Annotated in this window: 28 protein-coding genes and 1 tRNA gene; 20 read left to right on the plus strand and 9 right to left on the minus strand. The window is 57.7% G+C overall.

Annotated features, from left to right (window positions below; all coding sequences use genetic code 11):
- The 4 genes from MK208_RS15335 to MK208_RS15345 form a co-directional block, all read right to left on the minus strand.
- On the minus strand, window positions 1-357 hold a 357-nt coding region (locus MK208_RS15335; RefSeq protein WP_294118146.1), incomplete at its 3' end, for a hypothetical protein.
- 87 nt (window positions 358-444) lie between these two features.
- Window positions 445-867, minus strand: coding sequence for an ATP-binding protein (locus tag MK208_RS21110; RefSeq protein ID WP_366011179.1), 423 nt, complete (start codon window positions 865-867; stop codon window positions 445-447).
- Entirely contained in the window at window positions 851-1294 is a 444-nt protein-coding gene (locus MK208_RS15340; protein WP_294118148.1) for an STAS domain-containing protein, read from the minus strand. Before MK208_RS15340 ends, MK208_RS21110 begins: the two co-directional genes overlap by 17 nt.
- 179 nt (window positions 1295-1473) lie before the next feature.
- Window positions 1474-2181: an IS6 family transposase gene (locus MK208_RS15345; RefSeq protein ID WP_294118151.1), complete on the minus strand. Its 708-nt coding sequence runs from the start codon at window positions 2179-2181 to the stop codon at window positions 1474-1476.
- Window positions 2182-2245: 64 nt separating this feature from the next.
- Between MK208_RS15345 and MK208_RS15350 the strand changes: the two genes are divergently transcribed.
- Window positions 2246-2866, plus strand: coding sequence for a hypothetical protein (locus tag MK208_RS15350; protein ID WP_294118154.1), 621 nt, complete (start codon window positions 2246-2248; stop codon window positions 2864-2866).
- A gap of 358 nt (window positions 2867-3224) precedes the next feature.
- Here the strand turns inward: MK208_RS15350 and MK208_RS15355 are convergent.
- A tRNA-Ser gene (locus MK208_RS15355) sits at window positions 3225-3314 on the minus strand.
- 198 nt (window positions 3315-3512) lie between these two features.
- On the opposite strand from MK208_RS15355, the gene MK208_RS15360 reads away from it, so the two are divergent.
- The 18 genes from MK208_RS15360 (at window position 3513) to MK208_RS15445 (ending at window position 20061) form a co-directional block, all read left to right on the plus strand.
- Window positions 3513-4403: an SPOR domain-containing protein gene (locus tag MK208_RS15360; RefSeq protein WP_294118156.1), complete on the plus strand. Its 891-nt coding sequence runs from the start codon at window positions 3513-3515 to the stop codon at window positions 4401-4403.
- A gap of 14 nt (window positions 4404-4417) precedes the next feature.
- Entirely contained in the window at window positions 4418-5587 is a 1170-nt protein-coding gene (locus MK208_RS15365) for a D-alanyl-D-alanine carboxypeptidase family protein (RefSeq protein ID WP_294118157.1), read from the plus strand.
- A complete protein-coding gene (gene tmk, locus MK208_RS15370; protein WP_294118164.1) occupies window positions 5584-6213 on the plus strand; it encodes a dTMP kinase in 630 nt (209 codons plus the stop codon). Before MK208_RS15365 ends, tmk begins: the two co-directional genes overlap by 4 nt.
- The gene (locus MK208_RS15375; protein WP_294118165.1) at window positions 6210-7328 is read left to right on the plus strand and encodes a DNA polymerase III subunit delta'; all 1119 of its coding nucleotides are present in this window, start codon (window positions 6210-6212) and stop codon (window positions 7326-7328) included. The genes tmk and MK208_RS15375 overlap by 4 nt, the downstream gene beginning before the upstream one ends.
- Before the next feature lie 7 nt (window positions 7329-7335).
- Window positions 7336-8142, plus strand: coding sequence for a TatD family hydrolase (locus MK208_RS15380; protein ID WP_294118167.1), 807 nt, complete (start codon window positions 7336-7338; stop codon window positions 8140-8142).
- Window positions 8139-8942, plus strand: coding sequence for an MBL fold metallo-hydrolase (locus MK208_RS15385; RefSeq protein WP_294118169.1), 804 nt, complete (start codon window positions 8139-8141; stop codon window positions 8940-8942). Before MK208_RS15380 ends, MK208_RS15385 begins: the two co-directional genes overlap by 4 nt.
- A gap of 29 nt (window positions 8943-8971) precedes the next feature.
- On the plus strand, window positions 8972-9901 hold the full coding sequence (locus tag MK208_RS15390) for an AEC family transporter (protein WP_294118171.1): 930 nt from the start codon (window positions 8972-8974) through the stop codon (window positions 9899-9901).
- 76 nt (window positions 9902-9977) lie between these two features.
- On the plus strand, window positions 9978-10619 hold the full coding sequence (locus MK208_RS15395; RefSeq protein WP_294118173.1) for a DsbA family oxidoreductase: 642 nt from the start codon (window positions 9978-9980) through the stop codon (window positions 10617-10619).
- Between the two features lie 370 nt (window positions 10620-10989).
- Entirely contained in the window at window positions 10990-11292 is a 303-nt protein-coding gene (locus tag MK208_RS15400) for an STAS domain-containing protein (RefSeq protein ID WP_294118175.1), read from the plus strand.
- Entirely contained in the window at window positions 11289-11654 is a 366-nt protein-coding gene (locus tag MK208_RS15405) for a response regulator (RefSeq protein ID WP_164646190.1), read from the plus strand. Before MK208_RS15400 ends, MK208_RS15405 begins: the two co-directional genes overlap by 4 nt.
- 13 nt (window positions 11655-11667) lie before the next feature.
- A complete protein-coding gene (locus MK208_RS15410) occupies window positions 11668-13905 on the plus strand; it encodes a chemotaxis protein CheA (protein ID WP_294118184.1) in 2238 nt (745 codons plus the stop codon).
- Window positions 13905-14375 carry a chemotaxis protein CheW gene (locus MK208_RS15415; RefSeq protein ID WP_168591686.1) on the plus strand — a complete coding sequence of 157 codons (471 nt, stop codon included), beginning with the start codon at window positions 13905-13907 and terminating at the stop codon, window positions 14373-14375. Before MK208_RS15410 ends, MK208_RS15415 begins: the two co-directional genes overlap by 1 nt.
- A complete protein-coding gene (locus MK208_RS15420) occupies window positions 14372-15274 on the plus strand; it encodes a protein-glutamate O-methyltransferase CheR (protein ID WP_294118187.1) in 903 nt (300 codons plus the stop codon). The genes MK208_RS15415 and MK208_RS15420 overlap by 4 nt, the downstream gene beginning before the upstream one ends.
- 3 nt (window positions 15275-15277) lie before the next feature.
- On the plus strand, window positions 15278-15664 hold the full coding sequence (locus MK208_RS15425; protein ID WP_294118189.1) for a response regulator: 387 nt from the start codon (window positions 15278-15280) through the stop codon (window positions 15662-15664).
- A gap of 26 nt (window positions 15665-15690) precedes the next feature.
- The gene (locus MK208_RS15430) at window positions 15691-16035 is read left to right on the plus strand and encodes a hypothetical protein (RefSeq protein WP_294118191.1); all 345 of its coding nucleotides are present in this window, start codon (window positions 15691-15693) and stop codon (window positions 16033-16035) included.
- 39 nt (window positions 16036-16074) lie between these two features.
- Window positions 16075-17286, plus strand: coding sequence for a PAS domain-containing protein (locus MK208_RS15435; RefSeq protein ID WP_294118193.1), 1212 nt, complete (start codon window positions 16075-16077; stop codon window positions 17284-17286).
- A 105-nt stretch (window positions 17287-17391) separates the two neighbouring features.
- Window positions 17392-19419 (plus strand): methyl-accepting chemotaxis protein, encoded by a 2028-nt coding sequence (locus MK208_RS15440; RefSeq protein WP_294118195.1) that lies wholly within the window; start codon window positions 17392-17394, stop codon window positions 19417-19419.
- Window positions 19420-19497: 78 nt separating this feature from the next.
- Window positions 19498-20061 carry a chemotaxis protein CheD gene (locus tag MK208_RS15445; protein WP_294118198.1) on the plus strand — a complete coding sequence of 188 codons (564 nt, stop codon included), beginning with the start codon at window positions 19498-19500 and terminating at the stop codon, window positions 20059-20061.
- 78 nt (window positions 20062-20139) lie between these two features.
- On the opposite strand, the gene lpdA is transcribed toward MK208_RS15445, so the two are convergent.
- Genes lpdA through MK208_RS15465 form a run of 4 tightly spaced genes read right to left on the minus strand, consistent with a single transcriptional unit; the run spans window position 20140 to window position 25023 of the window.
- Entirely contained in the window at window positions 20140-21498 is a 1359-nt protein-coding gene (lpdA, locus tag MK208_RS15450) for a dihydrolipoyl dehydrogenase (RefSeq protein WP_294118200.1), read from the minus strand.
- Complete coding sequence (locus tag MK208_RS15455; RefSeq protein ID WP_294118201.1) at window positions 21499-22767, minus strand: dihydrolipoamide acetyltransferase family protein; 1269 nt, start codon at window positions 22765-22767, stop codon at window positions 21499-21501.
- 4 nt (window positions 22768-22771) lie between these two features.
- Complete coding sequence (locus MK208_RS15460) at window positions 22772-23785, minus strand: alpha-ketoacid dehydrogenase subunit beta (protein WP_294118202.1); 1014 nt, start codon at window positions 23783-23785, stop codon at window positions 22772-22774.
- Window positions 23786-23787: 2 nt separating this feature from the next.
- The gene (locus tag MK208_RS15465; protein ID WP_294118203.1) at window positions 23788-25023 is read right to left on the minus strand and encodes a 3-methyl-2-oxobutanoate dehydrogenase (2-methylpropanoyl-transferring) subunit alpha; all 1236 of its coding nucleotides are present in this window, start codon (window positions 25021-25023) and stop codon (window positions 23788-23790) included.
- Between the two features lie 220 nt (window positions 25024-25243).
- Here MK208_RS15465 and MK208_RS15470 point away from each other — a divergent pair, with 220 nt between their 5' ends.
- Complete coding sequence (locus MK208_RS15470) at window positions 25244-25708, plus strand: Lrp/AsnC family transcriptional regulator (RefSeq protein WP_294118204.1); 465 nt, start codon at window positions 25244-25246, stop codon at window positions 25706-25708.
- Window positions 25709-25757: the final 49 nt, after the last annotated feature.

Here is a 25757-nt window from a genome sequence, read left to right on the forward strand (position 1 = left end):
TGAAGTTAAGTCATCTATTACTACAATTGTCCAGGAAAGCTTCTTAATTGCCCTAATGCGTATAACCCTCTCACTTGAAGATTTTACCTGCTCGCTAAACTGCCTCTTCTTATCGGTAAATAAAAGTTGCTCTATCTTATCACTTATATTTTGAGATATTGCACTTATCGAGGAGAATTTTTGGTCGACACATTCCTCCAGCGACTGATCAGAAGCATTCAGTAAGTCGAGCGCGGCACTGTTTATAACATCCACATTATTATTTTTATCGAGAACAACAAGGCCAGACTCAAGAAAGCCGACTATCGAAAGAAAGACCTGCCTTATATTCTCAAAAAAATGTCTTTCTATATTCAATTTTTCACTCCATTTCGCTTCTCCCCCTTAAAACTCATTACAGCTCATCACAACTTTATTATTTTTCTAAAATGTAGTACATTTTAGTTATACAGTACTTGACCTACGTCCCAGCCTTTTAACAAGGCAAACACGGAGACCGTTTGGTTTTAAGTTTTTCAGTATTAACTGATCAACACTTCTATTCGCGGCTCCAAGTCCAATACCCAAACTCGCCTCATGAAATGTTGTATATCCATCCAGTAGTGCTAGTTGTGGAAACTTTATACCAGGCCCATCATCTTCGAATACAAGCCGAATTTCATTTGAATCACAACCTACATATATACTGACATTTCCTGAGCTCGCATATTTGAGGATATTAGTAGAGATTTCCGCTGATGCGAGCTGCAAGTTTGCAATATCAAAGTTAGCAAAATTTATTCTTTGTGCCACGGTTCTAATTATGCAGGATACAACCCGAACATCACTAAAAGTTTCTATTGGTATTGACTTATAGATCTCGCGCAATTTTTTCTTTCTGCGTTATTTCTTTCCCCTGCATTTCCAGAACATATACAATTGATGTCTTAAGGTTTGAAAAAATCCTAACATTACCGAAGGAAACCTTTGTCAGAGCTAGCACTCTTGCTAAGTCTCCACGTATACCACATATAATTGATGATACCCCCATGAGAGATAGTGATTGTGATAACGTCACAATATTTTGAGCGACTGCTGAATCTATTGCATCTACATTTGCAAGATCAATGATCATATATTCAGATTTTTCGCTTTCACACCTTCTCAGAATAACTTCTGAAGCTTCCGCCATCCTCATTGAGTCGATTGATCCAAATAAGCCAGTGTACATACACTTATCGAGGATTTCAGAAGCGACCAATGGTGCTTCAATATCAAGTTTCTTTCTCGAAATTGCTACATTTTCATTCGTCATATTTTACTTACTTTCGTTTTCTTATATTACTTTTCTCACAATTTGACATCCAGAAGGTATCAATTTGATACCAGAAGATTCGTATCAACCTGGCTCCCTCCACGCAACCTCATTTTCTCGAAAAATGGTGCTGTCAGACGGATTCGAACTCGTCTCAGCTGGGACAGTGATGCTGCTCTTTAATCCGCACAAAGTTGGCGCCACTCAGAGAGAGCAGCAGCACGGTTTAACTTGAAATTTGGTCTGGATTGGAGGCTGCGCTCCGAGTTGAATAGGTTGAGAACAGAGGCGTGGACGGACACGAACTTCTGCAGACTTCGCAATCGCCGGAAGCGCAGCATCGCCCTCTCCCTTCGTCGAAATGGAAGATGGGAATTCTCGGCTCGATTATTCACCCAGCGGCCAGTTTCTTGCCGGTCCGCGTTGCCAATTTCCTTCAACGCGGCGCCGTAAGAGCGTAGCTTGTCTGTCACGATCGCATTTGGGCGGCCATACCTACGCATTGATTTCTTGAGAAATTTCAATGCTGCCTTCTTATCTCGGGTCTTTGTCACATAGCTTTCCAGGACTTCACCCTCATGATCTACAGCCCGCCAAAGGTAGAACCGCTCGCCGTTTATCTTCACAAACATCTCGTCCAGATGCCATTTCCAGTTCGAGTGACAACGCATCGATTGAGATCGTCTCTTGCGGATTTCCGAGGCGAATTTCGGCCCAAACCTCAGCCACCAAAACCGAACAGATTCATAACTCACGTCGATGCCGCGTTCGTGTAGCAGATCTTCGACGTTCCTGAGCGACAGTGGAAACCGGATGTACATCATCACCGCTAGGCGGATGACTTCTGGGGAGGTACGAAAGTAGCGAAAGGGAGATTTGTTGGCCATGCCTGAACGCTACTTCCCAACCTGCCCGCCTCAAGTCACATCCCTCTGACACTGCCATCGAAGCTTGTCGGTCACTGCCACCGCAGATCACCTGCGCACCGCCGCCCAGCGCCATCAGATTGTGATCAGATCAGACGCGATATTATCATCGGCAGCGGCTGATGCGATGCAGGAACTTGTGGAAGCGATCAATGCGAGCGGGGCAAAAGCCCTCTCCACCATCCTCAAATCCGGCGCGATATCTGGAGAGCGGTTGCGGCTACATCTCTCCCTTAGTGACCTTGCCAAACTCCTGAACCTTCCCGCACAGGAGCTGGTTAAGAACCTGTACAATATCGACGTCCCATTCGCCGTCCGCCGCCGGGGCGTCGAGATGAAGCTTGTGGCCGGGGAAACAACACCCGCCCCAGATGCGACTCTGATCCGAGCACTGCGCAATGCTCATGATTGGGTGGCTCAAATGAAGACCGGAACATCCATCAAACAGATCGCCAGCACGACAACCATTTCGGAAAGCTACATCACCCGCATTGTCCCGATGGCCTTTTTGTCACCCCGAATCCAGCAAGCCATCCTCTCCGGGTCGCAACCTGCAGAACTTACGCTAGAAACCATCGCCCGATGCAAACTGCCAATGGACTGGCAGGCCCAAGAGCGGCTTTTTGGTTTCTCCCCAAACACCTGATCCCTGTTCAAGCTTCTGGCTTCCCTGATCAGTGCGTGCATATTCCCTGTTCGGCGATTCAAATTCCCTGTTCCGTCGCTTAGGGAATTCGCACCCTAAGTTGCTGTAAATGCTGGTGAAAGCGCACTCGTTTGTGGGAAAAATCAGCTGATTCACGCAAAATTCCCTGTAAACTGCCCCTTATCAGGGAAACACGCACCAAACCTCACCGGCAAAATTGGGACACTGAGACTCTTGAGATCTTTTGAGGAAATACAGCGCCACGCTGCGTCTCAGTTCAAACCGCAACCTCGCAACCGACGGAAATCGCGCCACAAATCGCAACCAATTCTGCAGGGGAAAATGAGACCGGGGTCGGTGGCGGAGGAGGTGGGATTCGAACCCACGGAGGGCGTTAACCCTCGTCGGTTTTCAAGACCGGTGCATTCGACCACTCTGCCACTCCTCCGACACGTCATCCCTACTGCCACTCTCCGCGCGGTTCAAGCGGAAAGAGCGGCGGATTTCCGACACTTTCTGTTACCCGCACTTTCCTTAAAACCTAACGCGGGTTACACTCCGCGCAATTGACCGCTGCTGCGCCCGTTGAAGGACAGAGAACAGCGGCATTTGGTGCGACAGGATACGAGCAGGCAAAGGGCACATAATGACCTTATTTTCAGGCGCAAACTTTCAATTTCCGCGCCGCACGGCGCGAGCCGTATTGGTTCTTTGTGGCGTCGCGCTTGCTGGCTGCACCGATGGCGAAGACTTTAACTTTCTAAACAAAACGCCCACCACCGAGGCCGCCGCGCCGGTGGCGGGCCAAACCACCAAACTGGTGGAACGTGATGTGGAAGCGCCTGAGGTCTTCTCGACATCCGAGTCTGGCCTTTGGGATGGCCGCCCGTCCCTGGGTGGTGTGTGGGCCGCGCATCCCGACGTGGGCGACCCGGAGCGGGTCATAATCCGCAACCAGGCCAACGGCAAATTTGTAATCGGCGCCCTGTTCCGCCGCGAACGTGACATCCCCGGCCCGCGCATTCAGGTGTCCTCTGATGCCGCAGCCGCGCTTGGCATGTTGGCCGGGGCACCTGTGGAGCTGAACATAACCGCCCTGCGCCGCGAAGAAGTGGCCGAAGAGGCCCCTGTTGATCCAGAAGCCACCGCCGAGGTTGCTGAAACAGCAGAGGTTGAAGAAGCGCCACTGGAGCCAATCGCGGCAGCAACCGCGGCCATCGCCGCGGCCGAAGCCAAGCAGGCCGCCCCTGCCCCCGCACCGGCGGCACAATCCGAAGTGGCGCCCAAGCCGACCTCTTCTTCGCTCTCTAAACCCTACGTGCAGATCGGCATCTTCTCGGTGCAATCCAACGCCAACGGCGCTGCCGCGCAAATGAAGAGCGCCGGCCTGCCCGCGCTGACCAAGAAAACCACCTCGGGTGACAAGACCTTCTACCGCGTGCTGGTGGGCCCCGCGTCGAGCAAATCCGAATTGAAATCCATGACCAAGAAAGTGCACGGCATTGGCTTCACCGATGCCTATGCCGTGACCAACTGACGGAGGCCTCTGCCATGTTCAAATCCGTGTTCTACGCCTGCGTGGCCGCGATTGGATTGACGGTTGCGACCAGCGAGGCCAGCGCCTTTGAAACCAAAGCCCGTGCCGCCTTTGTGATGGATCAATCCACCGGCACTGTGCTACTGGCCAAAAACGCTGACGAAGCGCTGCCACCGGCCTCCATGTCCAAGTTGATGACGCTCTACATGGCCTTTGAGGCCGTCCGAGATGGCCGCTTGCAGATGACTGAAAAACTGCCAGTGTCGCAACATGCGATGAACTATGGCGGCTCCACCATGTTCCTCGACACTACCGACCGCGTGACTGTTGAGGATCTTTTACGCGGCATCATCGTTTTGTCCGGTAATGACGCCTGTGCCGTGATTGCCGAAACCCTCAGCCCGGACGGCACTGAGGCCGGCTTTGCCCGTCTGATGACCCGCCGCGCGCGGCAAATGGGCATGACCAATTCAACGTTTGCCAACTCTAACGGCTGGCCCGCGCCCGGCCATCGCATGAGCATGCGCGACCTTGCTTTGCTGGCAAACCGCCTCATCACCGATTTTCCTGAATTCTACCCGATGTTTGCCGAACGCGAGTTCCAGTTTGACGGCCGCGCACCGCAAAACACCCAAAACCGCAACCCGCTTCTGCGCCTCAATATTGGCGCGGACGGTCTAAAAACAGGCCACACGTCTGAGGCGGGCTACGGTCTTGTAGGCTCCGCCAAACAGGGCAACCGTCGCGTGATTTTTGCCTTCTCCGGCCTGCAAACCGCTGCCGAGCGCGCCGAAGTCTCTGAGCAAATTGTCAACTGGTCCTTCCGCCAATTTTCAGAGTCCACCCTGGCCCGCGAGGGCGAACGCGTGGCCGAAGCTGACGTCTGGATGGGCAAAACCCCACGGGTTGGTCTCGTCCCGGAAAATGACATTGAAGTGCTTTTGCCCGTGCTCGCACAGAACAAGGTCAAAGCCGAGGTGATCTATAACGGCCCAATTGAGGCGCCCATCGCAAAGGGCCAATCGTTGGCGGAGCTGGTGCTCATGCCCGAAGACCTGCCAGAAATGCGCATTCCTCTTGTGGCCGAAGCAGATGTGCCCGAAGGCGGCTTTGGCATCCGTCTGCGCACGGCTGCGGGTGTTTTGATGCAGCAGTTTGGTCTCAACCTCGCAGGTGCATCGTGAGCGGACACTTCATCACGTTTGAAGGCATCGACGGTTCCGGCAAATCCACTCAAGCAAAACTTCTCGCAGACCGCCTGCGCGCGGAAGGCTTTGAGGTTGTTTTGACCCGCGAACCCGGCGGCTCTGTTGGGGCCGAAGAAATTCGGGCGCTGGTGCTTGAAGGCGACCCGGACCGTTGGTCCGCCGAAACCGAAATCCTGCTTTTTACCGCAGCCCGCCGCGACCATCTGGAACGCACAATTCTGCCTGCCGTGGCTGCTGGCAAAATTGTCATCTGTGATCGCTTCGCCGACAGCACCCGCATGTATCAGGGTCTTTCGCGTGGCGACCTGCGCGGCATTGTGGACCAATTACACAGCCTGATGATCGGCCGCGAACCCGACCTTACCGTGCTGATCGACATGGACCCAGCCACCGGTCTGGCCCGCGCCAAATCCCGCCAAACGGCCGAAGAGCGCTTTGAAGACTTTGGCCAAGCTTTGCAGGAGCAGATGCGCAAAGGCTTCCTGGACCTGTCCAAGGAATACGCCGACCGCTTCCGCGTGATCGACGGGGCCAGCGATATGGACAGCGTGTCCGACGCGGTTTACGCCACTGTGAAACAACACATCGAGGCCAGCGCGTGAGCGACGACACCGCCCCAGAGGCCGACCGCGTCACCGGCGCGCCGCATCCCCGGGAAACCGAGGTGCTCTTTGGTCAGGCCTCCGCTGAACAGGACTTTCTCGCTGCGGTCAACTCGCACCGTCTGCACCACGGATGGCTGATCACCGGCCCCATTGGCGTGGGCAAAGCCACCCTGGCATGGCGCATCGCGCGCTTCCTTCTGGCCACTCCACTGGATGACGGTGCGGGTCTGTTTGGCGATCCTGTTCCACACACCAGCTTGGATGTCTCGCCAGACCACCCGGTCTCGCACCGCCTTTTGGCCCGCTCTGAGCCTGGCCTGTTCAGCATCACGCGCTCTTTGAACGAGAAAACCGGCAAGCTGCGCGACCAAATCGTCGTAGACGATGTACGCGGCTTGACCCACTTTCTGACCATGTCCTCCGCTGACGGTGGCCGTCGCGTGGTCATTGTCGACAGCGCGGATGAGATGAACGTGAACGCCGCCAACGCACTCCTCAAAATGCTTGAGGAACCGCCAGAGCGCACCACCATGCTGCTGATCTCACATCAGCCCTCGCGCTTGCTGCCAACCATCCGGTCGCGTTGTCGCGAACTGCGTCTGCATCCACTGTCGCCTGAGGACATGCACAACGCCCTCACGCAGGCTGGCTTTGAGGCCGCTGAGTCCCCAGCCCTCGCCGAACTGGCAGCAGGTTCTGTGGGTGAAGCCCTGCGGATTTTGCAAAGTGACGGCCTGGCGCTCTATGCAGAACTGATCTCGCTCTTCGCCACCGAGCAGGGCTTTGACCGGCAACGCGCCATCGCCCTCTCCAACGCCGCTGTTGGCCCCGCAAACGCCGAACGGTATGAGCTGCTGCTGACGCTGATTGACCTCTTCTTGATACGCCTCGCGCGCACCGGTGCTCTGGGACAACCTCCCGCCACCGAAGTTGCCCCCAACGAGGCACAGGTACTTAGCCGTCTGGCCCCCAATGCCTATAAAGCCCGCGCCTGGGCCGCCGCCGCACAGGAAATTTCGGATCGCACCCACCACGGCAAGGCGGTGAACCTTGACCCTGCCGCGCTTGTGCTGGATACGGTTTTCAAGATCCATCAAACCGCAACCGCCTGAGCGCCTCATGACTGACTATCCCCAGATCACCGACAGCCACTGCCACCTCGATTTCCCGGACTTCGACGGCAAACTGGATGAGTTCATCGCCCGCGCGGCTGACGTGGGCGTGACCCGCATGGTGACCATCTGCACCCGCCTGCGCAACGAACCCACCGTGCGCGCGATAGCCGAGGCTCACGCGCCAGTATTCTACGCTGCCGGCACCCACCCGATGAGCGCTGCTGAGGAGCCGCTGGCCACGGTGGACGAACTGGTCGCGCTGGCGCAACACCCCAAGTTTGTGGGTATTGGCGAAACCGGTCTGGACTACCACTACACCGCTGACAGCAAAGAGGTGCAGCAAACCTCGCTGCGCATCCACTGCGAAGCGGCGCGCGAAACCGGCTTGCCCCTGATCATCCACAGCCGTGATGCGGATGAAGACATGGCGCAGATCCTGACCGAAGAGTTTAACAAAGGCGCTTATGGCTGCGTCATGCATTGCTACAGCTCTGGGCCGGAACTGGCCCAAAAGATGCTCGATCTTGGTTTCTACCTGTCCATGTCCGGCATCGCCGCCTTCCCACGGTCTCAAGAAGTACGCGACATCTTTGCAGCCGCACCGGTGGACCGCGTGCTGGTGGAAACCGACGCACCTTACCTCGCGCCCCCGCCCTATCGCGGCAAACGCAATGAGCCGTCTTACGTGGAAAAAACCGCTCGCGTTGGCGCCGAGGTGTTTGGCATGGACTACGCCGACTTCGCCGCGCAGACACAGGCCAACTTCGAGCGCCTGTTCTCCAAAGTGACCAGCACGGCGGCCGCTGCATGAGCGCAACGCTAACCTTCACCATTCTGGGCTGTGGCAGCTCCGGTGGCGTGCCACGCATTGGCGGCCATTGGGGCGACTGTGACCCCACCAACCCCAAAAACCGCCGACGCCGCTGCTCTTTGTTGATCGAGCGTGCAACGGCAGACGGTAAAACCACCGTACTGGTCGACACCTCACCTGACATGCGCGACCAACTTCTGTCCGCGGATGTCTTCGCGCTGGACGCCGTGGTCTACACCCATAGCCACGCGGATCACGTGCATGGCATCGATGACCTGCGTATGGTGGTCTACAACATGCGCAAACGCATTCCGGTCTGGGCGGATGGTGCCACGCAAAACGATCTGCTCAGCCGCTTTGGCTATGCCTTTGTACAACCCAAAGACAGCCCCTACCCGCCGATCCTCGACTTGCACACCATCGATGACGACGATTTCACCATCTCCGGTGCTGGCGGTGACATCACCTTTAAGCCAATCAAAGTGGATCACGGCAGCATCGACGCCTTGGCCTTCCGTGTGAACGACGTGGTTTATATGCCGGACGTGGCCGAAATCTACGACGACGCCTGGCCGCAGCTGACTGACATGAAGTGCTTCATCATCGACGCCCTACGCCGCTCTCCGCACCCCACCCACGCCCATCTGGACAAAGCGCTGGAGTGGATTGCCAAACTCACACCGGAGCGCGCCGTGTTGACCAATATGCATATCGACCTCGACCACACAGTGGTGGATGGCGAGACCCCGGACCACATCACCCCCGCATTTGACGGGATGAAAATCACTTACGACCTGTAACACAGGTCACACAGCAGGACACGACACAGTTGCAAACTCTTATCTCTGTGATCCTGCCGGTCTTTTTCATTATCGGCTTTGGCTACCTCGCAGCGTGGCGCGGGCTGTTCAGTCAGCAAAACGTCGACGGATTGATGCGCTACGCCACCAACTTTGCCGTACCGGTCCTGCTCTTTCGCGCGATCTCAAACCTCGACTTGGCCGCCGAATACAACCTCAACCTACTGGGCAGCTTCTACGGGGCCGCCTTCCTGTGCTTTCTCACCGGTATGCTGGGCGCTAAATTCCTGTTTGGCCGCGACTGGGAAGACGCAACCGCCATTGGCTTTGTCTGCCTGTTTTCCAACTCGCTCTTGCTGGGCCTCGCCATCATGGAGCGCGCCTACGGCCCCGAAAGCCTGACCGGCAACTACGCCATCATCTCGATCCACGCGCCTTTCTGCTATGGGCTTGGTATAGCCACCATGGAGATCATGCGCGCGCGACACAGCTCCAAAGCCAAGATCGTGCCCACCGTGCTCAAGGCGATGTTTTCCAACGCGCTGATCATCGGCATCGGCCTTGGTTTTGTGGTCAACCTCGGCAACATCTCGGTGCCCGAACCGGCGATGCACGCGGTCAACCTCTTAGCAGGCTCAGCGCTGCCCGCCGCGCTGTTCGGCATCGGCGGCGTACTCTACCGCTACCGTCCCGAAGGCGACATGCGCACCATCCTCTTCTGTTGTGCTGTCTCTCTTGGGCTGCATCCCGCACTGACCTTTGCCTTTGGCACCTGGAGTGCCATTTCCGTGGACAACCTGCGCTCCGCCATCGTCACCGCTTCCATGGCTCCCGGCATCAACGCCTACCTCTTCGCCAATATGTACGGCCGCGCCATGCGGGTGGCCGCCTCCACCGTGCTGATTGGCACCGCCCTCTCGGTGCTCACGGTTTGGCTCTGGCTGGGCACATTGCCGTGACCTCACAGCACAGCGGCTTGCGTCCACCGCAACCGCGCCCCATCTTGGCGGCCTGACCCACCACAGGAGTGCCCCAATGGCCCAAGACCCAATCCGCGTGGACATCGTCTCCGATGTCGTTTGCCCCTGGTGCATCGTTGGTTACCGCCAGCTTATGCAAGCCTCCGAGGCCACCGGCATTCCGGTAGAAACCTATTGGCACCCGTTTGAACTCAATCCGGATATGGAGGCGGAAGGCGAAAACCTGCGCGCGCACATCATGCGAAAATACGGCAGCTCCGCCGAACAGTCCCAATCCGCTCGCGACCACCTGACCTCCGTGGGCAAAGATCTCGACTTCGCGTTTCACTGGACCGAGGACAGCCGCATCTACAACACCTTTACCGCCCATCAGCTGTTGCACTGGGCCTCGGAAAGCGGACAGGCCCAAGCCCTGAAACTGGCGCTGTTTGATGCCTACTTCACCCAAGGCCGAGATGTGAGTGATCCAGAAGTCCTAATCCAGACTGCGGCTTCCATTGGTCTAAACGCGGAAGAAGCCAAGGCCGTGCTGCACGACCAACGCTATGCTGAGACCGTGCGCCAAAAAGAGCAGTTCTGGACCTCGCGTGGTGTGTCGGGTGTGCCCACCATGGTGTTTGACGCCAAACAAGCCACCTCCGGTGCGCAAGGCGTCGACACCTTTGCAAACCTGCTCCGGCACATCGCCACGTCCTAAGGCCAAAGGCCGCACAGGCCTTGCGACAATCTGGTTGTAGACAGCCCTTGGAATCGCCGATTCCGAGGGCTTTTTGCTGCGCAATTTCCTGCACGCCCCCGCCTTCTAAAGAAAGCCGTTCCCGGCACACACAACCCTAGGCGGCAAGGTCATTAAAATCCTGCCAAAGTCACCACAATCCACAAAAATATATATCCTATTCAGCCACTTAAAACCGAACTCTCACATCAGGAAGTCGGCGAAAACCCCTGCTAGTCCCCCCTATCTACCGCGCCAAACCACAAGATTTTTCCGAGTAACCGGGTGTTAAGAGCTGCCAGCTTACGTTGCCTTCAATCAGCCAGTCCGAAAACGGTATTGAACCAGACCCATGAACACAGACACATCATCATCTCAGGCCGACTGCATCGCGCTGCCGCAGCAGTTGGATTACGCACATTGCACCGAATTGCGTCTTGCAATCGAAGCCTCCCGCGGGCAACCGCTTGCGCTTGATGCGCATCATGTTGAGTTCCTTGGGGGGGCTGGCGCTGAACTGCTTTTGGCCACGCGCGCCGAATGGGCCGCACGTGAACTGCCATTTGAACTGAAACAACCATCTGACGAATTTCTAAAAGGTATGGAGCGGCTCGGCCTGCCCCATGACTGTCTTCTTGAAAGGGGCTCCGCATGACGACGAAGATTCTTGCAGTTGATGACTCCCGCACCATGCGCGCGATGATTCAAACCGCACTGACCGATGCAGGCTTTGATGTCGATCTGGCCGAGGACGGCATCGACGGTCTGGACAAACTTGGCGGCTCTGACCCTGACCTGGTCATCACCGACATCAATATGCCCCGCCTGGATGGCTTTGGCATGATCGAAGGTGTGCGTGAGCGCCCTGAGTGCGCCTCTCTGCCCATTCTCGTGCTGACCACGGAAAGCGGCGAAGAACTGAAACAACGTGCCCGTACAGCTGGCGCAACCGGCTGGATTGTAAAGCCGTTTGACGCAGAAAAGCTGGTCGCGGTCATCAATCGTCTGGTTGTCTGAAAGGAACTGAGTGATGTCCGATCTTCGTGACATGTTCTTTGAGGAATGCGACGACCTTCTTGAAGTGTTGTCCACCGGTCTGGAAGATCTCCAGAACGAGACCTCGGACGCGGAAACCATCAACGCGATGTTCCGGTCCGTGCATTCCATCAAAGGCGGCGCCGGGGCCTTTGGCCTTGATCGCCTGATCAAATTTGCCCACGCATTTGAAAACGTGCTGGACGACCTGCGCTCCGACAAGATCGGCGTAGACGCGACCATCACCGCCCTGATGTTCTCCGGCTTTGACCACCTGAGCGATCTGGTGGACGCAGCCCGCGACGACAACGACCTGCCTGACACCGACGGTGCGGCAGTTCTGGCAGAACTGAAACAGACCACCCAAAACGCCAATGGCGGCGTTGGCGGCGACGATGACGACGACGCCAACGAAGTCAGCTCGGACGATTTTGAAGTTCAAGCCATGGACTTCAGCCTCGATCTGGGTGGCGACGATGACGGTGGCATTGGCGATCTGCCAGGCCTGCCTTCTCTTGGTGGCGGCGACGACGCCACCGACGGCGCGACCCACTTTGTGGTGAAATTCAAAGCCGATCCCGTGCTTTACACCCGCGGCCACGATCCAGCCCTGCTGTTCCGTGCTCTGGGTGAGATGGGCGAGTTGTCCATCGAAGCGGACCGGTCTGAAGTGGCCCCGCTGGAAAGCCTTAAGGATGCCCCTGCGGCGATCTCTTGGACGCTGACCCTGCGCCCGGACGACGGTATCGACGAAAGCACCATCCGTGAAATCTTCGAGTTTGTCGAAGGCCAGTGCACACTGCATATCTCTGAAACCGTGGTGGAAGCCGCAGCGGAAGAAGACACAGCACCTGTCGCAGACGCACCTGCTGCCCCCGTGGCGGAAGCCGCGCCAGCGGCAGCTGCTGCTGCACCAGTCGCAAAGGCCGAAGCCAAGCCAGCCCCTGCCAAGGCCCCAAAGGCTGAAAAGCAGGAGGCCAAAGGCGGAGACGGCGGAAAAAAGTCTTCTGAACCGCGCAACAGCACAATCCGTGTGGATCTGAACCGCGTAGACCGCCTGATCAACTTGGTCGGCGAGCTCGTGATCAGCGAAGCCATGTTGCGCCAGTCGATGAATGAGCTGCCAGTGTCGGCCAACAGTGCCGTCAGCGAAGCCATTGGTCAGCTGAAAACCCTGTCCGGCGTTCTGCAAGAGAGCGTGATGGCCATTCGCGCACAACCAGTGCGTGGCCTGTTCCAGCGGATGAGCCGGATTGTGCGGGAATCTTCCCGTCAGGCTGGCAAAACCTCCCGTCTGGTGATGGTTGGGGAAGCCACCGAGGTCGACAAGACAGTGACCGAACGTCTGGTGGAACCACTGACCCACATGATCCGGAACTCGGTCGACCATGGTTTGGAAAAAGCCGAGGACCGTGTTGCCGCTGGCAAACCCGAAATGGGCACCATCAAGCTGGAAGCCGCACACCGCTCTGGTCGTGTTGTGATCTCGCTCTCTGATGACGGTGCCGGTGTGAACCGTGCCAAAGTGCGTCAGAAAGCCGAAGAAAAAGGCCTGATCCGTCCAGAGGACGATCTGACCGACAGCGACATCGACAACCTGTTGTTCCGCCCCGGTTTCTCCACCGCCGACGAGATCTCTCAGCTCTCCGGTCGTGGCGTGGGTATGGACGTTGTCCGCTCTGAAATTCAGGCGCTTGGCGGCCGCATCAACCTGCAGTCCGAGCCGGGCAAAGGCACCACGATCACCATCTCCCTGCCCCTCACTCTTGCGGTGATGGAAGGCATGCTGATCGAAGTCGCCGGCGAAAGCCTTGTTGTTCCAACCGTCGCGCTGCGTGAAACCCTGCAGCCTGGTCAGGCCAACATTCACGACTTCTGTGATGGCGACCGCGGCCTGTCCGTCAACGACTCGATGCTGCCGATTGTGGATTTGGGCGAGGCTCTTGGCTTCCGCGCACCACTGCCGGACTTCAGCAACCAGTCGCTCCTTCTGATCGAAGGGGAATCCGGACGCCGCTCAGCTCTCGCAGTGGACGGCATCGTGGAGCAACGCGAAGTGGTGATCAAAGGTTTGGAACAGAACTATCAATCCATTCCGGGCATCGCCGCCGCAACCATCCTTGGCAACGGCAAGATCGCCCTGATCGTCGATACAGATCAAATGATCCCATCGCCGGGCAACGGCAACCCAGGACTGCGTAAGGGGTCCGAATTGGCAGAGGTGAATCTCTAATGTCTGAACAAGCTACTCAAGAACAGACCGACAACCGCATTGAAATCGTGTCCTTCACCATTGGTGAGCAGGCCTTCTGTCTGGACATCGGCCATGTGCTGGAAATCCGCGGCTGGACCAACACCACCACGCTTCCACATGCACCTGACTATGTCGTCGGCATGATGAACCTGCGCGGTGCTGTGCTACCGGTGATCGACCTGTCGATGCGTCTGGGCCTTGGCAAAACCATCCCGGAAAGCCGTCACGTTATCATCATCGCACACATCGATGAGAAGAGCGTGGGCTTCCTGGTGGACGCCGTGTCCAACATCATCACCGTGAACACGGACGAGATCAAAGCCACACCAGAGGTCTCCTCTTCCAAGACCGCAGCGTTCATTCGCGGCGTCTACACCCTGGAAGAGACCATCGTTCGTGCGATCGATGTTCACCAGATCATGCCACAGGAAGCACTGTCCGCAGCATGACCCAATTGGCGCAAAAATCCCTTGAAGAAGGCACAATCAGTGATGCGGACTTTGCCGCCATTGCTGGGCTGGTGCGTGAGTGGATGGGCATCGACCTTCAGCCGCATAAGCGGACGATGGTCGCCTCCCGCCTCTCCAAGCGCCTGCGTGCCACCGGCTATGACACGGTCAACGACTACATTGACTACATGCACTCGCCTCAAGGGCGGGATGAGCAAACCCGCTTTATCAGCGCCTACACAACCAACATGACGCGCTTCAATCGCGAAGGGCATCACTTCGAACAGCTGGCCAATGACGTATTGCCGGACCTGATGGCCCAGGCACGTCGCGGCAAGCGGATTCGGATCTGGTCGGCAGGCTGTTCCAGCGGCGAAGAACCTTATGGCCTGGCATTCCACGTTCTGGATGCCTGCCCCGAGGCAGCCTCGCTTGATGTGAAGATCCTAGCATCTGACATCGACCCGGAAATTCTGGCCACGGCCAAGCGCGGCGTCTACCCGACGTCCTCGATCAACACCCTGACCAACGGTCAAGGCGCGAAGTATTTCGAGGATTTTGAAGGCGCGCGGGATCAGAAAGCGGTCTGCCAAAATGCCCGCGACCTGATCAGCTTCCGGCGTCTCAACCTGCACGGCGACTGGCCCTTCAAGGGCAAGTTCGACATCATCATGTGTCGCAACGTCGCCATCTACTTTGATGCACCGACACAAAGCCGCCTTTGGCGCAGATTTGGCGAGCAGCTCTGCCCGGACGGCCTCCTTTTCTTGGGTCATTCCGAAGGAATTGGCCCGGAACACGCCGAGCTGTTTCACACAGCCGGACGGGGCGTTTTCTCAATAGACACCTCCCGCATTGGCAGCAGAAGCGCTGATGCAACCTTGCACATGGGGAACTGAACAATGAGCTTGAAAGATAAGCTGCACATTCTGGTTGTGGACGACATGTCCACCAGCCGGGGACTCATCACACAGGCGCTCGATGAGATCGGGATCGTCAACTACCGCACCGAAAACGACGGTGCTCAGGCCTGGCGCAGCCTCGCGGCAAAGCCGGTCCACCTGATCCTGTCCGATTTCAACATGCCTGGCATGGACGGCCTCCAGCTTCTGGAAGGCATCCGCTCCAACAAGGCCACGGCACGGACAGGGTTCATCCTGATCACCGGCCGTGCCGACCCGGACACCATCAACCGCGGCGTCAAGCTGGGTATGAACAACTTCATCAAGAAGCCGTTCGAAACCGCACAACTCAAAGCCTGCATCGAGAAGGTGGTGGGGCCTCTGTAAAGGAGGCTCCCATGGGGGAACGACGAATGACAACGCGCACAACCGCAGACGTATTGACCACCATTTCCGAGGACGTGGCCGACTTGGCTTCCATCGCACATGCGCTGGATGGGTTGACCAGTGAACTGGATTTGGAAGGTGTCGATCACAATAAAATAAGGGATCTGCAGCGCGTGGACGCGCTGTTCCAGCACCTGGACGACATCGCGGTTTTGCTTGGCAACATGTCATCAATGATTGGCGCCGGACCGGATCTGAATGTGCAGGATCTCTCCGACAGCGTCCGTCTGGATTACCTCAAGTCCCGTCTGTCGGACGCAGAAAAAACCCGCGCAATCTCGCCTGATGCAGGCAACGTTAACCTCTTCTGAGCCACACTCGCTCAGCCACAGTGACATTGGAATAGACCCATGAACGCCATGACAAAGATCAGCAGCGCCAGCGCAGACAGCTCCGCAACTGAGGTGCGATTTGCCGCCGAGAGCATCATCACGTCAGCAACCGATCCGCGTGGCGTGATCCAGTTTGCCAACGACACGTTTGTCGAAGTTGGCGGCTACCCGCTGGAAGAGCTCATCAATGCGCCGCACAAAATTTTGCGCCATCCCGATATGCCAAAGGGCGTATTCTACTTGATGTGGGAATGCCTGAAAGCAGGTCAACCGGTCTGCGCTTATGTGAAAAACAAGACCAAATCCGGTGGGTATTACTGGGTTCTGGCCGTGGTAACCCACACCGAAAATGGCTACCTGTCCGCCCGTATCCGCCCGGGTTCAGAGCTTTTTGAAGCCACCAAGGAAATGTATGTTTCTCTTCTTCAGGAGGAGAAAGACAACAACCTGACACCAGAGCAGAGCGGCGCGCGCCTGCTCGAGATGCTCAAAGAGGCTGGCTATCCGTCGCTGGACGACTACGGTGTCGCAGCCTTGGACATGGAATTCAAAAACCGCGACATCATCGAGCCAGGGCTGGTCAACAGTTTCGCCCTGATGGACGAGCTTGCTGTGATTATCAAAGACATGCAGGATCTGGTGAACAGCATCGAACAGGGCTTTGAGCGCGTTCGTGGCGAGCCTGTCAACCTGCGTATTCTGGCTGGGCGCCTCGAAGGTGCCGGCGCTGCCCTCGGCACGATCTCGCAGAACTACGATGCTATGGCCAAAGAAATGCACGGTCTGGTCGGCCGCCTGCACGATCCGGAAAACGGCTCTTTGGTGCAAATGTACAGCGCCGTCTCCCAAGGCCGCTGGTCCATGCAGATTGCGCAGCTGTTGGGGGAAGCCCACGGCAACTGCAGCGAAGCAGAGGCCGAAAATGAAGGCTGCCTGATGCTGAAAGAGCACCACGAGCGCCTGCAACAGCGCAGCCGTTCCCGCCTGATCGAGATTTCCTCCATCGGCAAGTCCATTCCGGACATCTGCCGCAGCCTGCGCCGCCGGATCAACGGCCTGGACGTTGTGAAGCTGCTCTGCAAAGTCGAAAGCGGCCGCATGCGCGACGTGGACAGCGGTTTGGACGGCATCATCGCCCGTCTCGAAAACTTCCACGACAACACAGACCGCCACCTGGCCGACCTCTCCGCCAAGGCGTCGCAGGTCACACAAAAAGGCAGCTCCCTTTAAGGGGCTGCCCCCACCCCGCCATTGTCGCCGCTCCCATTAGCTCCAAATAAACAACAGGAAATCACCATGCCAGTTTTCCCAAAAATCAAATCCCGCTTCTTGCGGATGAGCATCAAAACGAAACTTGCAGCGGCAATCGCAGTCTGCGCCCTATTGGCTGTCGGGCTTTCGCAATTCACCCAGTATAACGCCCGCACCGCCGAAGCTGAAACCCAGGCGATGGAGCGCTACGACCTGCTCACTGAATTGTTCAGCACCCAGTTGGTCGCCGCCACTCAATTTCAGGACGTTGACCGCCTTAAGGCCACAACCGACCGCTTCTTGGAGCACGACTCTAACATCACCGCCGTCAGTGTCCTTTCTCCAGACGGCGCCGTGATCTACAGCTACGACATTGCCGAAACCCGTGCAGACAGCATCTCCACCGCGCTGAGCAATGTGGCGGCCACCGTCTCAGACGACAAACCCAGCGCGCACGCCATTGAGGCAGCCGTTTATGCAGCACAAACGCCCATCGCCCAGGCCGGTCGCAACCCGGTAGGCACCCTTCAAGTCGCTGCGGATGTGTCCTCTATCCGCGAGGAAGCCCTGCAGGAATTCATCAAAGGCGCGATTGGCTCGTCCCTTGCGGCGGCGCTCGCCCTGGCCCTGATTGTTATGTTGGTTGGCCGTGTGGTCACCCGCCCTGTGTTGAGCCTTGGCAAAGCCATGGATGCTGTCGCAGATCACGACTTTGACTGTGATGTGCCTTGCCTGGACCGAGACGACGAAATTGGTTCCATGGCCAAACGCCTGGCCAAGTTCCGCGACCAACTGGCTCAAGATGAACGCGAACGCGCCCTGCGTGCTGAGCAAGACAAACAACGCCAACGCCTGTTTGCCCGCCTTGCTGAAGGCTTGTCCGAGATTGCCGACGGCCGTGTGGACCGCCCCATCGACATGGCGGAATTTGCAAGCCTTGGTGAAAACTCCCAGCAGATTTGCAAAGACTTCAACGATGTTCTGACCAACCTGAAGTCCGTGCTGTCCACCGTGACCCGCACCGCAGAAACCGTGCGCTCCAGCGCTCAGGAAATCTCCGAAAGCGTGATCGACCAATCCAAACGGTCCGAGGCGCAGGCCGTGACCCTTGAAGAATCCGCCGCTGCCATCGAAACGTTGAGCACCTCTGTGGAACAAACCGCCGACCACGCGGCTGAGGCCAACAAGCGCATCACCCAGAACCGTCAACAGGCGCAGTCCGGTGGCGAAGTGGTGGAACTCACTGTTGAGGCCATGCGCAACATTGAACAGAGTTCTGACAAGATCACCGCGATCATCGGTGTGATTGACGACATCGCCTTCCAGACCAACCTGCTGGCCTTGAACGCTGGCGTCGAAGCCGCCCGTGCAGGCGAAGCAGGTCGCGGGTTTGCCGTGGTTGCCTCCGAAGTCCGGGCCCTGGCCCAACGCGCCTCAGATTCCGCCAACGAAATCAAAGAGCTGATCCTGACCTCCGGCGAGCAGGTCACCAAAGGCAGCGAACTGGTGAACAAAGCAGGTGACGCGCTTCAGGAAATCATCACCGGCGTGAACCACGCCTCCGACCTGGTGTCTCAAATTGCCACCGGCTCCCGCGATCAGGCTGACAACCTGCGCGAAATCAAAGAGAGCGTGACCGAGCTGGACCGCGTGACTCAGCGCAACGCGGCGATGATCGAAGAGTCCTCTGCCGCAAGCCGCAGCCTGTCGGATGAAGCCGCCAATATGTCTCAGGCCCTCAAAGTCTTCAAACTGACCGAAGCAGATGTGGCCGCCGCCGCGACCCCGCGTGCACCAGCCGCGCCAAAACCGGCAACCAAGGCTCCGGCCGCTGCCAAGCCTGCACCCGCGAAGCCCGAACCCAAACCAGCCAAACCTGCCCCCGCACAGCCGGCGGCTGATGCGGCCAAAACGCAGGAATGGGATGACGACGCCGCTCAAGACGCCAAGGCCGCCTCAAAGGCCAAAGCAAAGGTGAAGAAAACAGCGGCTGCAAAGCCTGCCGCAAAGCCCGCTGCAGCTCCGAAACCGCAGCCCAAGCCAGCGAAAACCGCCGTAAACCAATCGGCGCCAGTACAAGACACTTCCAGCGAAGACTGGGAAGACTTCTAAGAACTGCGCAAAAACTGCGCCTTGCCAGCTGGCGCGCGAACCCGGCTGGCGTGAAACCCTCGGTGAATGGAATAGCCAATGAGTCTTAGTGAAGCAGAAGCCATCAAAGGATACCAGGTCCAGCCCCTGTTGCAGGGCGACGTGCAGGTATCCAGTGACCAGGATATCGTGATGACCACGATCCTCGGCTCATGTGTGGCGGCATGTATGTGGGACGAAACGGCGGGCATCGGCGGCATGAACCACTTCCTGCTGCCCGGCACCGAAGACGGGTCCGCTGGCTCTATGAGCCACGGTGTGCACGCCATGGAACTTCTAGTGAACGGTCTGATCCAGGCTGGCGCGCGTCGTGACAAGCTGAAGGTCAAGCTGTTGGGCGGCGGCAAAATGTTCAATAGCCGCATCGACATCGGGTCCAAGAACGCAGAATTCGCCATGTGGTTTGTGCGCAACGAAGGCTTTGAGCTGGTCGATTGTTGCCTTGGCGGACAGCGCGGCCGCAACATCCGCTTCTGGCCTGTTGGAGGCCGCATCCAGCGCCGCTTTATGAAAGACACCCGTCTGCTCAACGAAGAAGAATTGCCAAAGCGCAAGCCAAAGCCAAAGGTCGACGACAATCTTGGCGACGTACAACTGTTTTAACCCGCAGGTCCCTCCATTCCTGCAACAAAAAAGGCCCGCAATGTGCTGCGGGCCTTTTTCTTGTTCTGGTACAATGCCTTAAATATGCAGCGCGTGGCCCAAGGCCTTCAAACACGCTTCCTGCAACCCTTCCGACTGGGTTGGGTGGGCATGGATTGTCGCCGCGATGTCCTCGAGACAAGCGCCCATTTCAATGGCCAGCGAGAAGGCTGCAGAGAGTTCAGAAATCCCCGCACCCACGGCCTGCAGGCCAACAACTGCATGGTCCTCTTCGCGGTACACAACCCGCACAAAGCCGTCATCGCGTTCCGTGGTCATGGCGCGGCCATTGGCCATAAACGGGAACTCACTGGATTTGGTGCCATCGAGCTCGCCCGGCAACGCACCACAGGTGACCACTTCGGGATCGGTGAAACACACGGCCGGAATGGCGCGTTTGTCCCACTCCACCGCATGGCCCGCGATATGTTCGGCAACCATCTCGCCCTGCGCCATCGCTCGGTGTGCCAACATCGGCTCGCCGGTCACGTCGCCAATCGCGTAAATCCCCCGCATGGAGGTCTGGCAGAAGCTGTCGATCTTCACAAACGGGCCGTCTTGGGTCAACGCCAGTTCTTCAATGCCAATGCCCGCCGTGCGCGGACGCCGCCCGACCGTCACCAACACTTTTTCTGCATCCACATCGCCTTGATCGGTTTGCAATGCACCGTCGCTGTAACCTTGCGCCTTGGTGCCGGTCATCACCGTCACGCCAAGGTCCTCTAGCCGCTTGGCCACCGGCTTAGTCAACGCTTTGTCATAGAGCGACAGAATGCGGTCTTCCGCCTCCACCACCGTGACCTTGCTGCCCAGTTTGGCAAACACCGTGCCCAGCTCCAATCCGATATAGCCGCCACCAACAACGGCCAGCGTCTCCGGCACCTCGGTCAAGTCCAGCGCCTCGGTGGAGGACAGGATCGGCCCACCAAACGGCAGGAACGGTAGTTCCACCGGTGCGGAGCCCGTGGCGATCACCACATATTCCGCACGGATTTGCTGCACCTCGTCGCCATGGGTGACTTCCACGGTTTTGCCATCCAAAAACCGCGCCTGCCCGGTCACAAACCGCGCTTTGGCTTTTTTCATCAACGCCGACACACCGGTGTTCAGGCGCTGCACAATGCCATCTTTCCACGCCACGGTTTGGGCCAGATCAATGCTTGGCGCGCTGGCGGAAATGCCAAGCGGGCTATCGTTCACATGCGCAATCTTGTGGAATTCATCCGCCGCGTGGATCATCGCTTTGGACGGGATGCAGCCGACATTCAGACAGGTCCCCCCCGGCTTAGCGGCATCCACAACAATGGTATCGATGCCCAGCTGCCCGGCGCGAATGGCACAGACATAGCCGCCAGGGCCGGCTCCAATGATCAGCAGTTTACAAGATAGATCAGTCATTTAGCCCTCGACAAACAGCATCGCTGGTGTTTCCAGCAGAGTTTTCAATTTTTGCACAAACACAGCCGCATCCCAGCCATCAATCACCCGGTGATCAAAGCTGCAGGAGATGTTCATCATCTTGCGTGGTTGGAACTGCTGCCCATCCCACACGGGACGGATCTGCATCTTGTTCACACCGACAATCGCCACCTCCGGGTGGTTGATGATCGGCGTTGTGGCAATCGCGCCCAGCGGGCCCAACGAGGTGATCGTGATCGTGCCACCGGACAGCTCATCGCGCTTGATGGTGCCGTCCCGTGCCTCTTGCGCCAGCCGTGCCACGGTTTCCGCATTGTCCCACAGGCTACCCGCTTCGGCGTGTTTCACCACCGGCACATTCAGGCCGTTCGGTGTCTGCGTCGCAATGCCCACATGCACGCCCCCATGACGGTGGATCACACCCGCTTCGTCATCATAGCGCGCATTCAACTCTGGCTGCTCGCGCACCGCCTCGACAATCGCCCGCATCAGGAACGGCAACAGCGTCAGCTTCGCGCGTTCCCCTTTGTGTTTGGCATTGAGCGCCGCACGCAGGTCTTCCAGCGCCGACATCTCCACCTCTTCCACAATGGTGATATGCGGAATTTGCCGTTTGGAGATTGCCATTTTCTCGGCAATCTTCCGGCGCATGCCGATCACCCGCACCTCTTCCACGCCTGTGTTCTGACCGCGCACCACAGTACCCTGCTGAATGCCACCAGAGGCAATCCAATTGTCCAGATCACCATGGCTGATCCGCCCTGCCGCACCGGACCCTGGCACCTGCCGCAGGTCAACGCCTTCTTCCCGCGCCCGCGCGCGAACTGAAGGCGACGCCAAAGGCTTGGTGCCCGCCGCCCGCTTTACTGGCGCTGCGGCAACAGGAGCAACCGCAGGCTTCGCCGCTGGTTTTGGAGCGGGCTCAGCCACGGCCTCCACAACCGCAGGCTTTTCCTCAACCGGAACCGAAACAGGCGCTTCCACGTTACCACTCTCGTTGCCTTCGCCGTCCACCTCAATGCGGATCAACACGGCGCCAATGGCGATCATATCGCCAATCTCACCGCCCAGCGCGAGCACCTTACCATCCACAGACGACGGCACTTCTACAGCCGCCTTGTCGGTCATCACAGCGGCCAGCACGTCATCTTCGCGCACAACATCGCCAACTTTCACGTGCCATTCGACCAGCTCGGCCTCGGCAATGCCCTCTCCAACGTCGGGCAAACGGATTGCAAAAACTCCCATGGGATCAGTCCTCCATGACTTTGCGCAGCGCTTCGCCAACCCGTGCAGGTCCCGGGAAATACTCCCACTCCTGCGCATGCGGATACGGCGTGTCCCATCCGGTCACCCGGATCATCGGCGCTTCAAGATGATAGAAACAGGCTTCCTGCACGAGGCTCATCAGCTCGGCCCCAAAGCCAGAGGTGCGGGTCGCCTCATGCACAATCACACAGCGCCCGGTCTTTTTCACGCTCTCAACAATGGTCTCAAGGTCCAGCGGCATCAGCGTGCGCAGGTCGATCACCTCCGCATCCACACCGGTCTCCTCTGCAGCCGCCTCGGCTACGTAGACCATTGTGCCGTAGGCCAGAACCGTCACATCCGCGCCTTCACGCTGAATATGCGCCTTGCCCAGCGGGATGATCTCATTGCCCTCGGGCACGTCTCCCTGCGGATGTTTCTTCCAGCTTTCAATTGGCTTGTCGTGGTGCCCATCAAACGGCCCGTTATACAGCCGCTTCGGCTCTAGGAAGATCACCGGGTCGGGGTCTTCAATCGCTGCCAGCAGCAGCCCTTTGGCATCGCGCGGGTTGGATGGGATCACCACCTTCAATCCTGACACATGGGTGAAAATCGCCTCCGGGCTCTGGCTGTGGGTCTGCCCGCCAAAGATACCGCCACCGGTGGGCATGCGGATCACCAAAGGACAGGTGAAATCCCCGTTGGAGCGGTGCCGCAGACGCGCCGCTTCCGACACGATCTGGTCATAGGCCGGATAGACATAGTCCGCGAACTGGATCTCGATCACCGGCTTGAGGCCATAAGCCGCCATGCCAATCGCCGTGCCGACAATGCCGCTCTCGTTGATCGGCGCGTCAAAACACCGGGACTTGCCGTATTTTTCCTGCAAACCAGCGGTGCAGCGGAACACACCGCCAAAGAACCCGACGTCCTCGCCGAACACCACCACTTTGTCATCCGCCGTCATGGCCACATCATGGGCCTCGCGGATGGCTTCAATCATTGTCATTTGTGCCATGATCAATACCCCGCTTCTTGACGTTGACGGATCAGGTGCTCTGGCATGGTCTCATACACCCCTTCAAACATGTCCCGTGGGCTTGGCGCTTTACCGCCAGCCAATGTACCCACCGCTTCAGCCTCTTTTTGCACCGAAATCACTGTATCGAGGATCTCCGCCTCCGCCTGCGCGTGGCGGTCTTCGCTCCACTCGCCAATCTTGATCAAGTGCTGCTTCAGCCGCTCAATTGGATCGCCCAAAGGCCAGGCCGCCGCCTCGCTTTTGGAGCGATAAGCCGACGGGTCATCCGAGGTCGAGTGCCCGCCGGCGCGATAGGTCACATGTTCAATTAAGGTTGGCCCATGGCCCAAACGCGCCCGCTCGGCGGCCCACTTGGCCACCGCATGCACCGCCAGGTAGTCATTGCCGTCCACCCGGATCGCCGCGATGCCAAAACCATGGCCGCGTGCTGCAAAGGTGCCCACGCCACCGCGTGCGATGCCTTGGAACGTCGAAATGGCCCACTGGTTGTTCACAATGTTCAGCACAACCGGCGCTTTATAGGTCGAGGCAAACACCATCGCCGCGTGGAAATCACTCTCTGCAGTGGAGCCATCGCCAATCCAGCCCGTGGCAATCTTGGTGTCGCCCGAAATCGCCGAGGCCATGGCCCAGCCCACCGACTGGACAAACTGCGTGCCAAGGTTGCCGGAGATCGAGAAGAACCCGTGTTCTTTTGACGAATACATGATTGGCAGCTGACGCCCCGCCAACGGGTCTTCCGCGTTGGAGTAAATCTGGTTCATCATCGTCAGCATCGGATACTCCGACGCGATCAACAGCCCCGCCTGCCGGTAAGTTGGGAAGTTCATATCCCCTGGCTGCAACGCACGAGCAAAAGCGCAAGACACCGCCTCTTCGCCCAAATGCTGCATATAAAAGCTGGTCTTGCCCTGCCGCTGCGCATTCTGCATCCGCGCATCAAAGGTTCGCAGGGTCAGCATGTGACGCAGCCCTTCGCGCAGTTCCTCTACGCTCAACGCTCCGGCCCAGTCGCCAACGGCCTCGCCCTCTTTGTTGAGCACGCGCACAATCGAAAATGCCATATCGCGGATGCTGTCCGGGTCCACGTCCACCGCGGGGCGACCAACCTCGCCCGCCCTTGGAATTTCAAAATCGGAGAAGTCCGGCGTGTCTCCGGGACGGCATCCCGGTTCCGGCACATTGAGGGAGAGCGGAGCGGTATCAGAGCCCATGCGTCACCTTTCTGAAGTGGGGCTGACGCCGGAAGGCACGGTTGCTCCGTCTTGTTGACCCACGCAAAGGGATCAGGGGCGGATGATGGAACCGATACCCCCGCCAGTCAGCGAGAATTATTCAACCTGTTAAGTTTAGCCCACATCCCGGGTTGATAAACGGCGTTCTCCTATCGTATTTGCGAAATGTTAGCCGAAAAAATCGGCAAAGGAGATTCTTGTGGCGAAAATCACTATAGACGAAATTGACCGAAAAATCATCCGCGCGTTGAGCGAGGACGCCCGCATGTCTGTGGTGCAGATCGCGGACCGGGTTGGTCTCTCCGCCACCCCCTGCAAACGCCGCCTAAAACAGCTGCAAGATAGCGGGCTGATCGCCGGTTACACCCTGCGTATCGACCGCATGACCGCCGGATTCGGCATCACCGCCTATGTAAACGTCGAGCTGGAACGCCAGGATGCCGACGCTATTTCAAATTTTCAGAAAGAAGTGGCCCGCTTTGACGAGGTTGTGACCGGCACTTTGATGACCGGCGCGATGGATTTCCAATTGGAGATTTGGGTGGAAAGCCTTGAAGAATTTGAGAGTTTTCTGCAATCCAAGCTTATGCGCCTTCCAGGCATTCGCGCCATTCGCTCCCGTTTCGCCCTCAAAAAGTTTGTAGAGCGGGTGCGCATTCCCTGACTTGAAGCCATCAGGACCCGTTGTCTTTCAATAACTTAACATCGCATCT

It is taken from the genome of Shimia sp. (genome assembly GCF_022448905.1).
Classification (GTDB): domain Bacteria; phylum Pseudomonadota; class Alphaproteobacteria; order Rhodobacterales; family Rhodobacteraceae; genus Shimia.

Excerpts from the sequence above, each read along its gene's own strand:
- MK208_RS15340 (WP_294118148.1), bottom strand. The coding sequence starts at position 1,294 with ATGACGAATGAAAATGTAGCAATTTCGAGAAAGAAACTTGATATTGAA.
- MK208_RS15345 (WP_294118151.1), bottom strand. The coding sequence starts at position 2,181 with ATGGCCAACAAATCTCCCTTTCGCTACTTTCGTACCTCCCCAGAAGTC.
- MK208_RS15360 (WP_294118156.1), top strand. The coding sequence starts at position 3,513 with ATGACCTTATTTTCAGGCGCAAACTTTCAATTTCCGCGCCGCACGGCG.
- MK208_RS15365 (WP_294118157.1), top strand. The coding sequence starts at position 4,418 with ATGTTCAAATCCGTGTTCTACGCCTGCGTGGCCGCGATTGGATTGACG.
- MK208_RS15380 (WP_294118167.1), top strand. The coding sequence starts at position 7,336 with ATGACTGACTATCCCCAGATCACCGACAGCCACTGCCACCTCGATTTC.
- MK208_RS15385 (WP_294118169.1), top strand. The coding sequence starts at position 8,139 with ATGAGCGCAACGCTAACCTTCACCATTCTGGGCTGTGGCAGCTCCGGT.
- MK208_RS15395 (WP_294118173.1), top strand. The coding sequence starts at position 9,978 with ATGGCCCAAGACCCAATCCGCGTGGACATCGTCTCCGATGTCGTTTGC.
- MK208_RS15400 (WP_294118175.1), top strand. The coding sequence starts at position 10,990 with ATGAACACAGACACATCATCATCTCAGGCCGACTGCATCGCGCTGCCG.
- MK208_RS15405 (WP_164646190.1), top strand. The coding sequence starts at position 11,289 with ATGACGACGAAGATTCTTGCAGTTGATGACTCCCGCACCATGCGCGCG.
- MK208_RS15410 (WP_294118184.1), top strand. The coding sequence starts at position 11,668 with ATGTCCGATCTTCGTGACATGTTCTTTGAGGAATGCGACGACCTTCTT.
- MK208_RS15415 (WP_168591686.1), top strand. The coding sequence starts at position 13,905 with ATGTCTGAACAAGCTACTCAAGAACAGACCGACAACCGCATTGAAATC.
- MK208_RS15420 (WP_294118187.1), top strand. The coding sequence starts at position 14,372 with ATGACCCAATTGGCGCAAAAATCCCTTGAAGAAGGCACAATCAGTGAT.
- MK208_RS15425 (WP_294118189.1), top strand. The coding sequence starts at position 15,278 with ATGAGCTTGAAAGATAAGCTGCACATTCTGGTTGTGGACGACATGTCC.
- MK208_RS15430 (WP_294118191.1), top strand. The coding sequence starts at position 15,691 with ATGACAACGCGCACAACCGCAGACGTATTGACCACCATTTCCGAGGAC.
- MK208_RS15435 (WP_294118193.1), top strand. The coding sequence starts at position 16,075 with ATGAACGCCATGACAAAGATCAGCAGCGCCAGCGCAGACAGCTCCGCA.
- MK208_RS15440 (WP_294118195.1), top strand. The coding sequence starts at position 17,392 with ATGAGCATCAAAACGAAACTTGCAGCGGCAATCGCAGTCTGCGCCCTA.
- MK208_RS15445 (WP_294118198.1), top strand. The coding sequence starts at position 19,498 with ATGAGTCTTAGTGAAGCAGAAGCCATCAAAGGATACCAGGTCCAGCCC.
- lpdA (WP_294118200.1), bottom strand. The coding sequence starts at position 21,498 with ATGACTGATCTATCTTGTAAACTGCTGATCATTGGAGCCGGCCCTGGC.
- MK208_RS15455 (WP_294118201.1), bottom strand. The coding sequence starts at position 22,767 with ATGGGAGTTTTTGCAATCCGTTTGCCCGACGTTGGAGAGGGCATTGCC.
- MK208_RS15460 (WP_294118202.1), bottom strand. The coding sequence starts at position 23,785 with ATGGCACAAATGACAATGATTGAAGCCATCCGCGAGGCCCATGATGTG.
- MK208_RS15465 (WP_294118203.1), bottom strand. The coding sequence starts at position 25,023 with ATGGGCTCTGATACCGCTCCGCTCTCCCTCAATGTGCCGGAACCGGGA.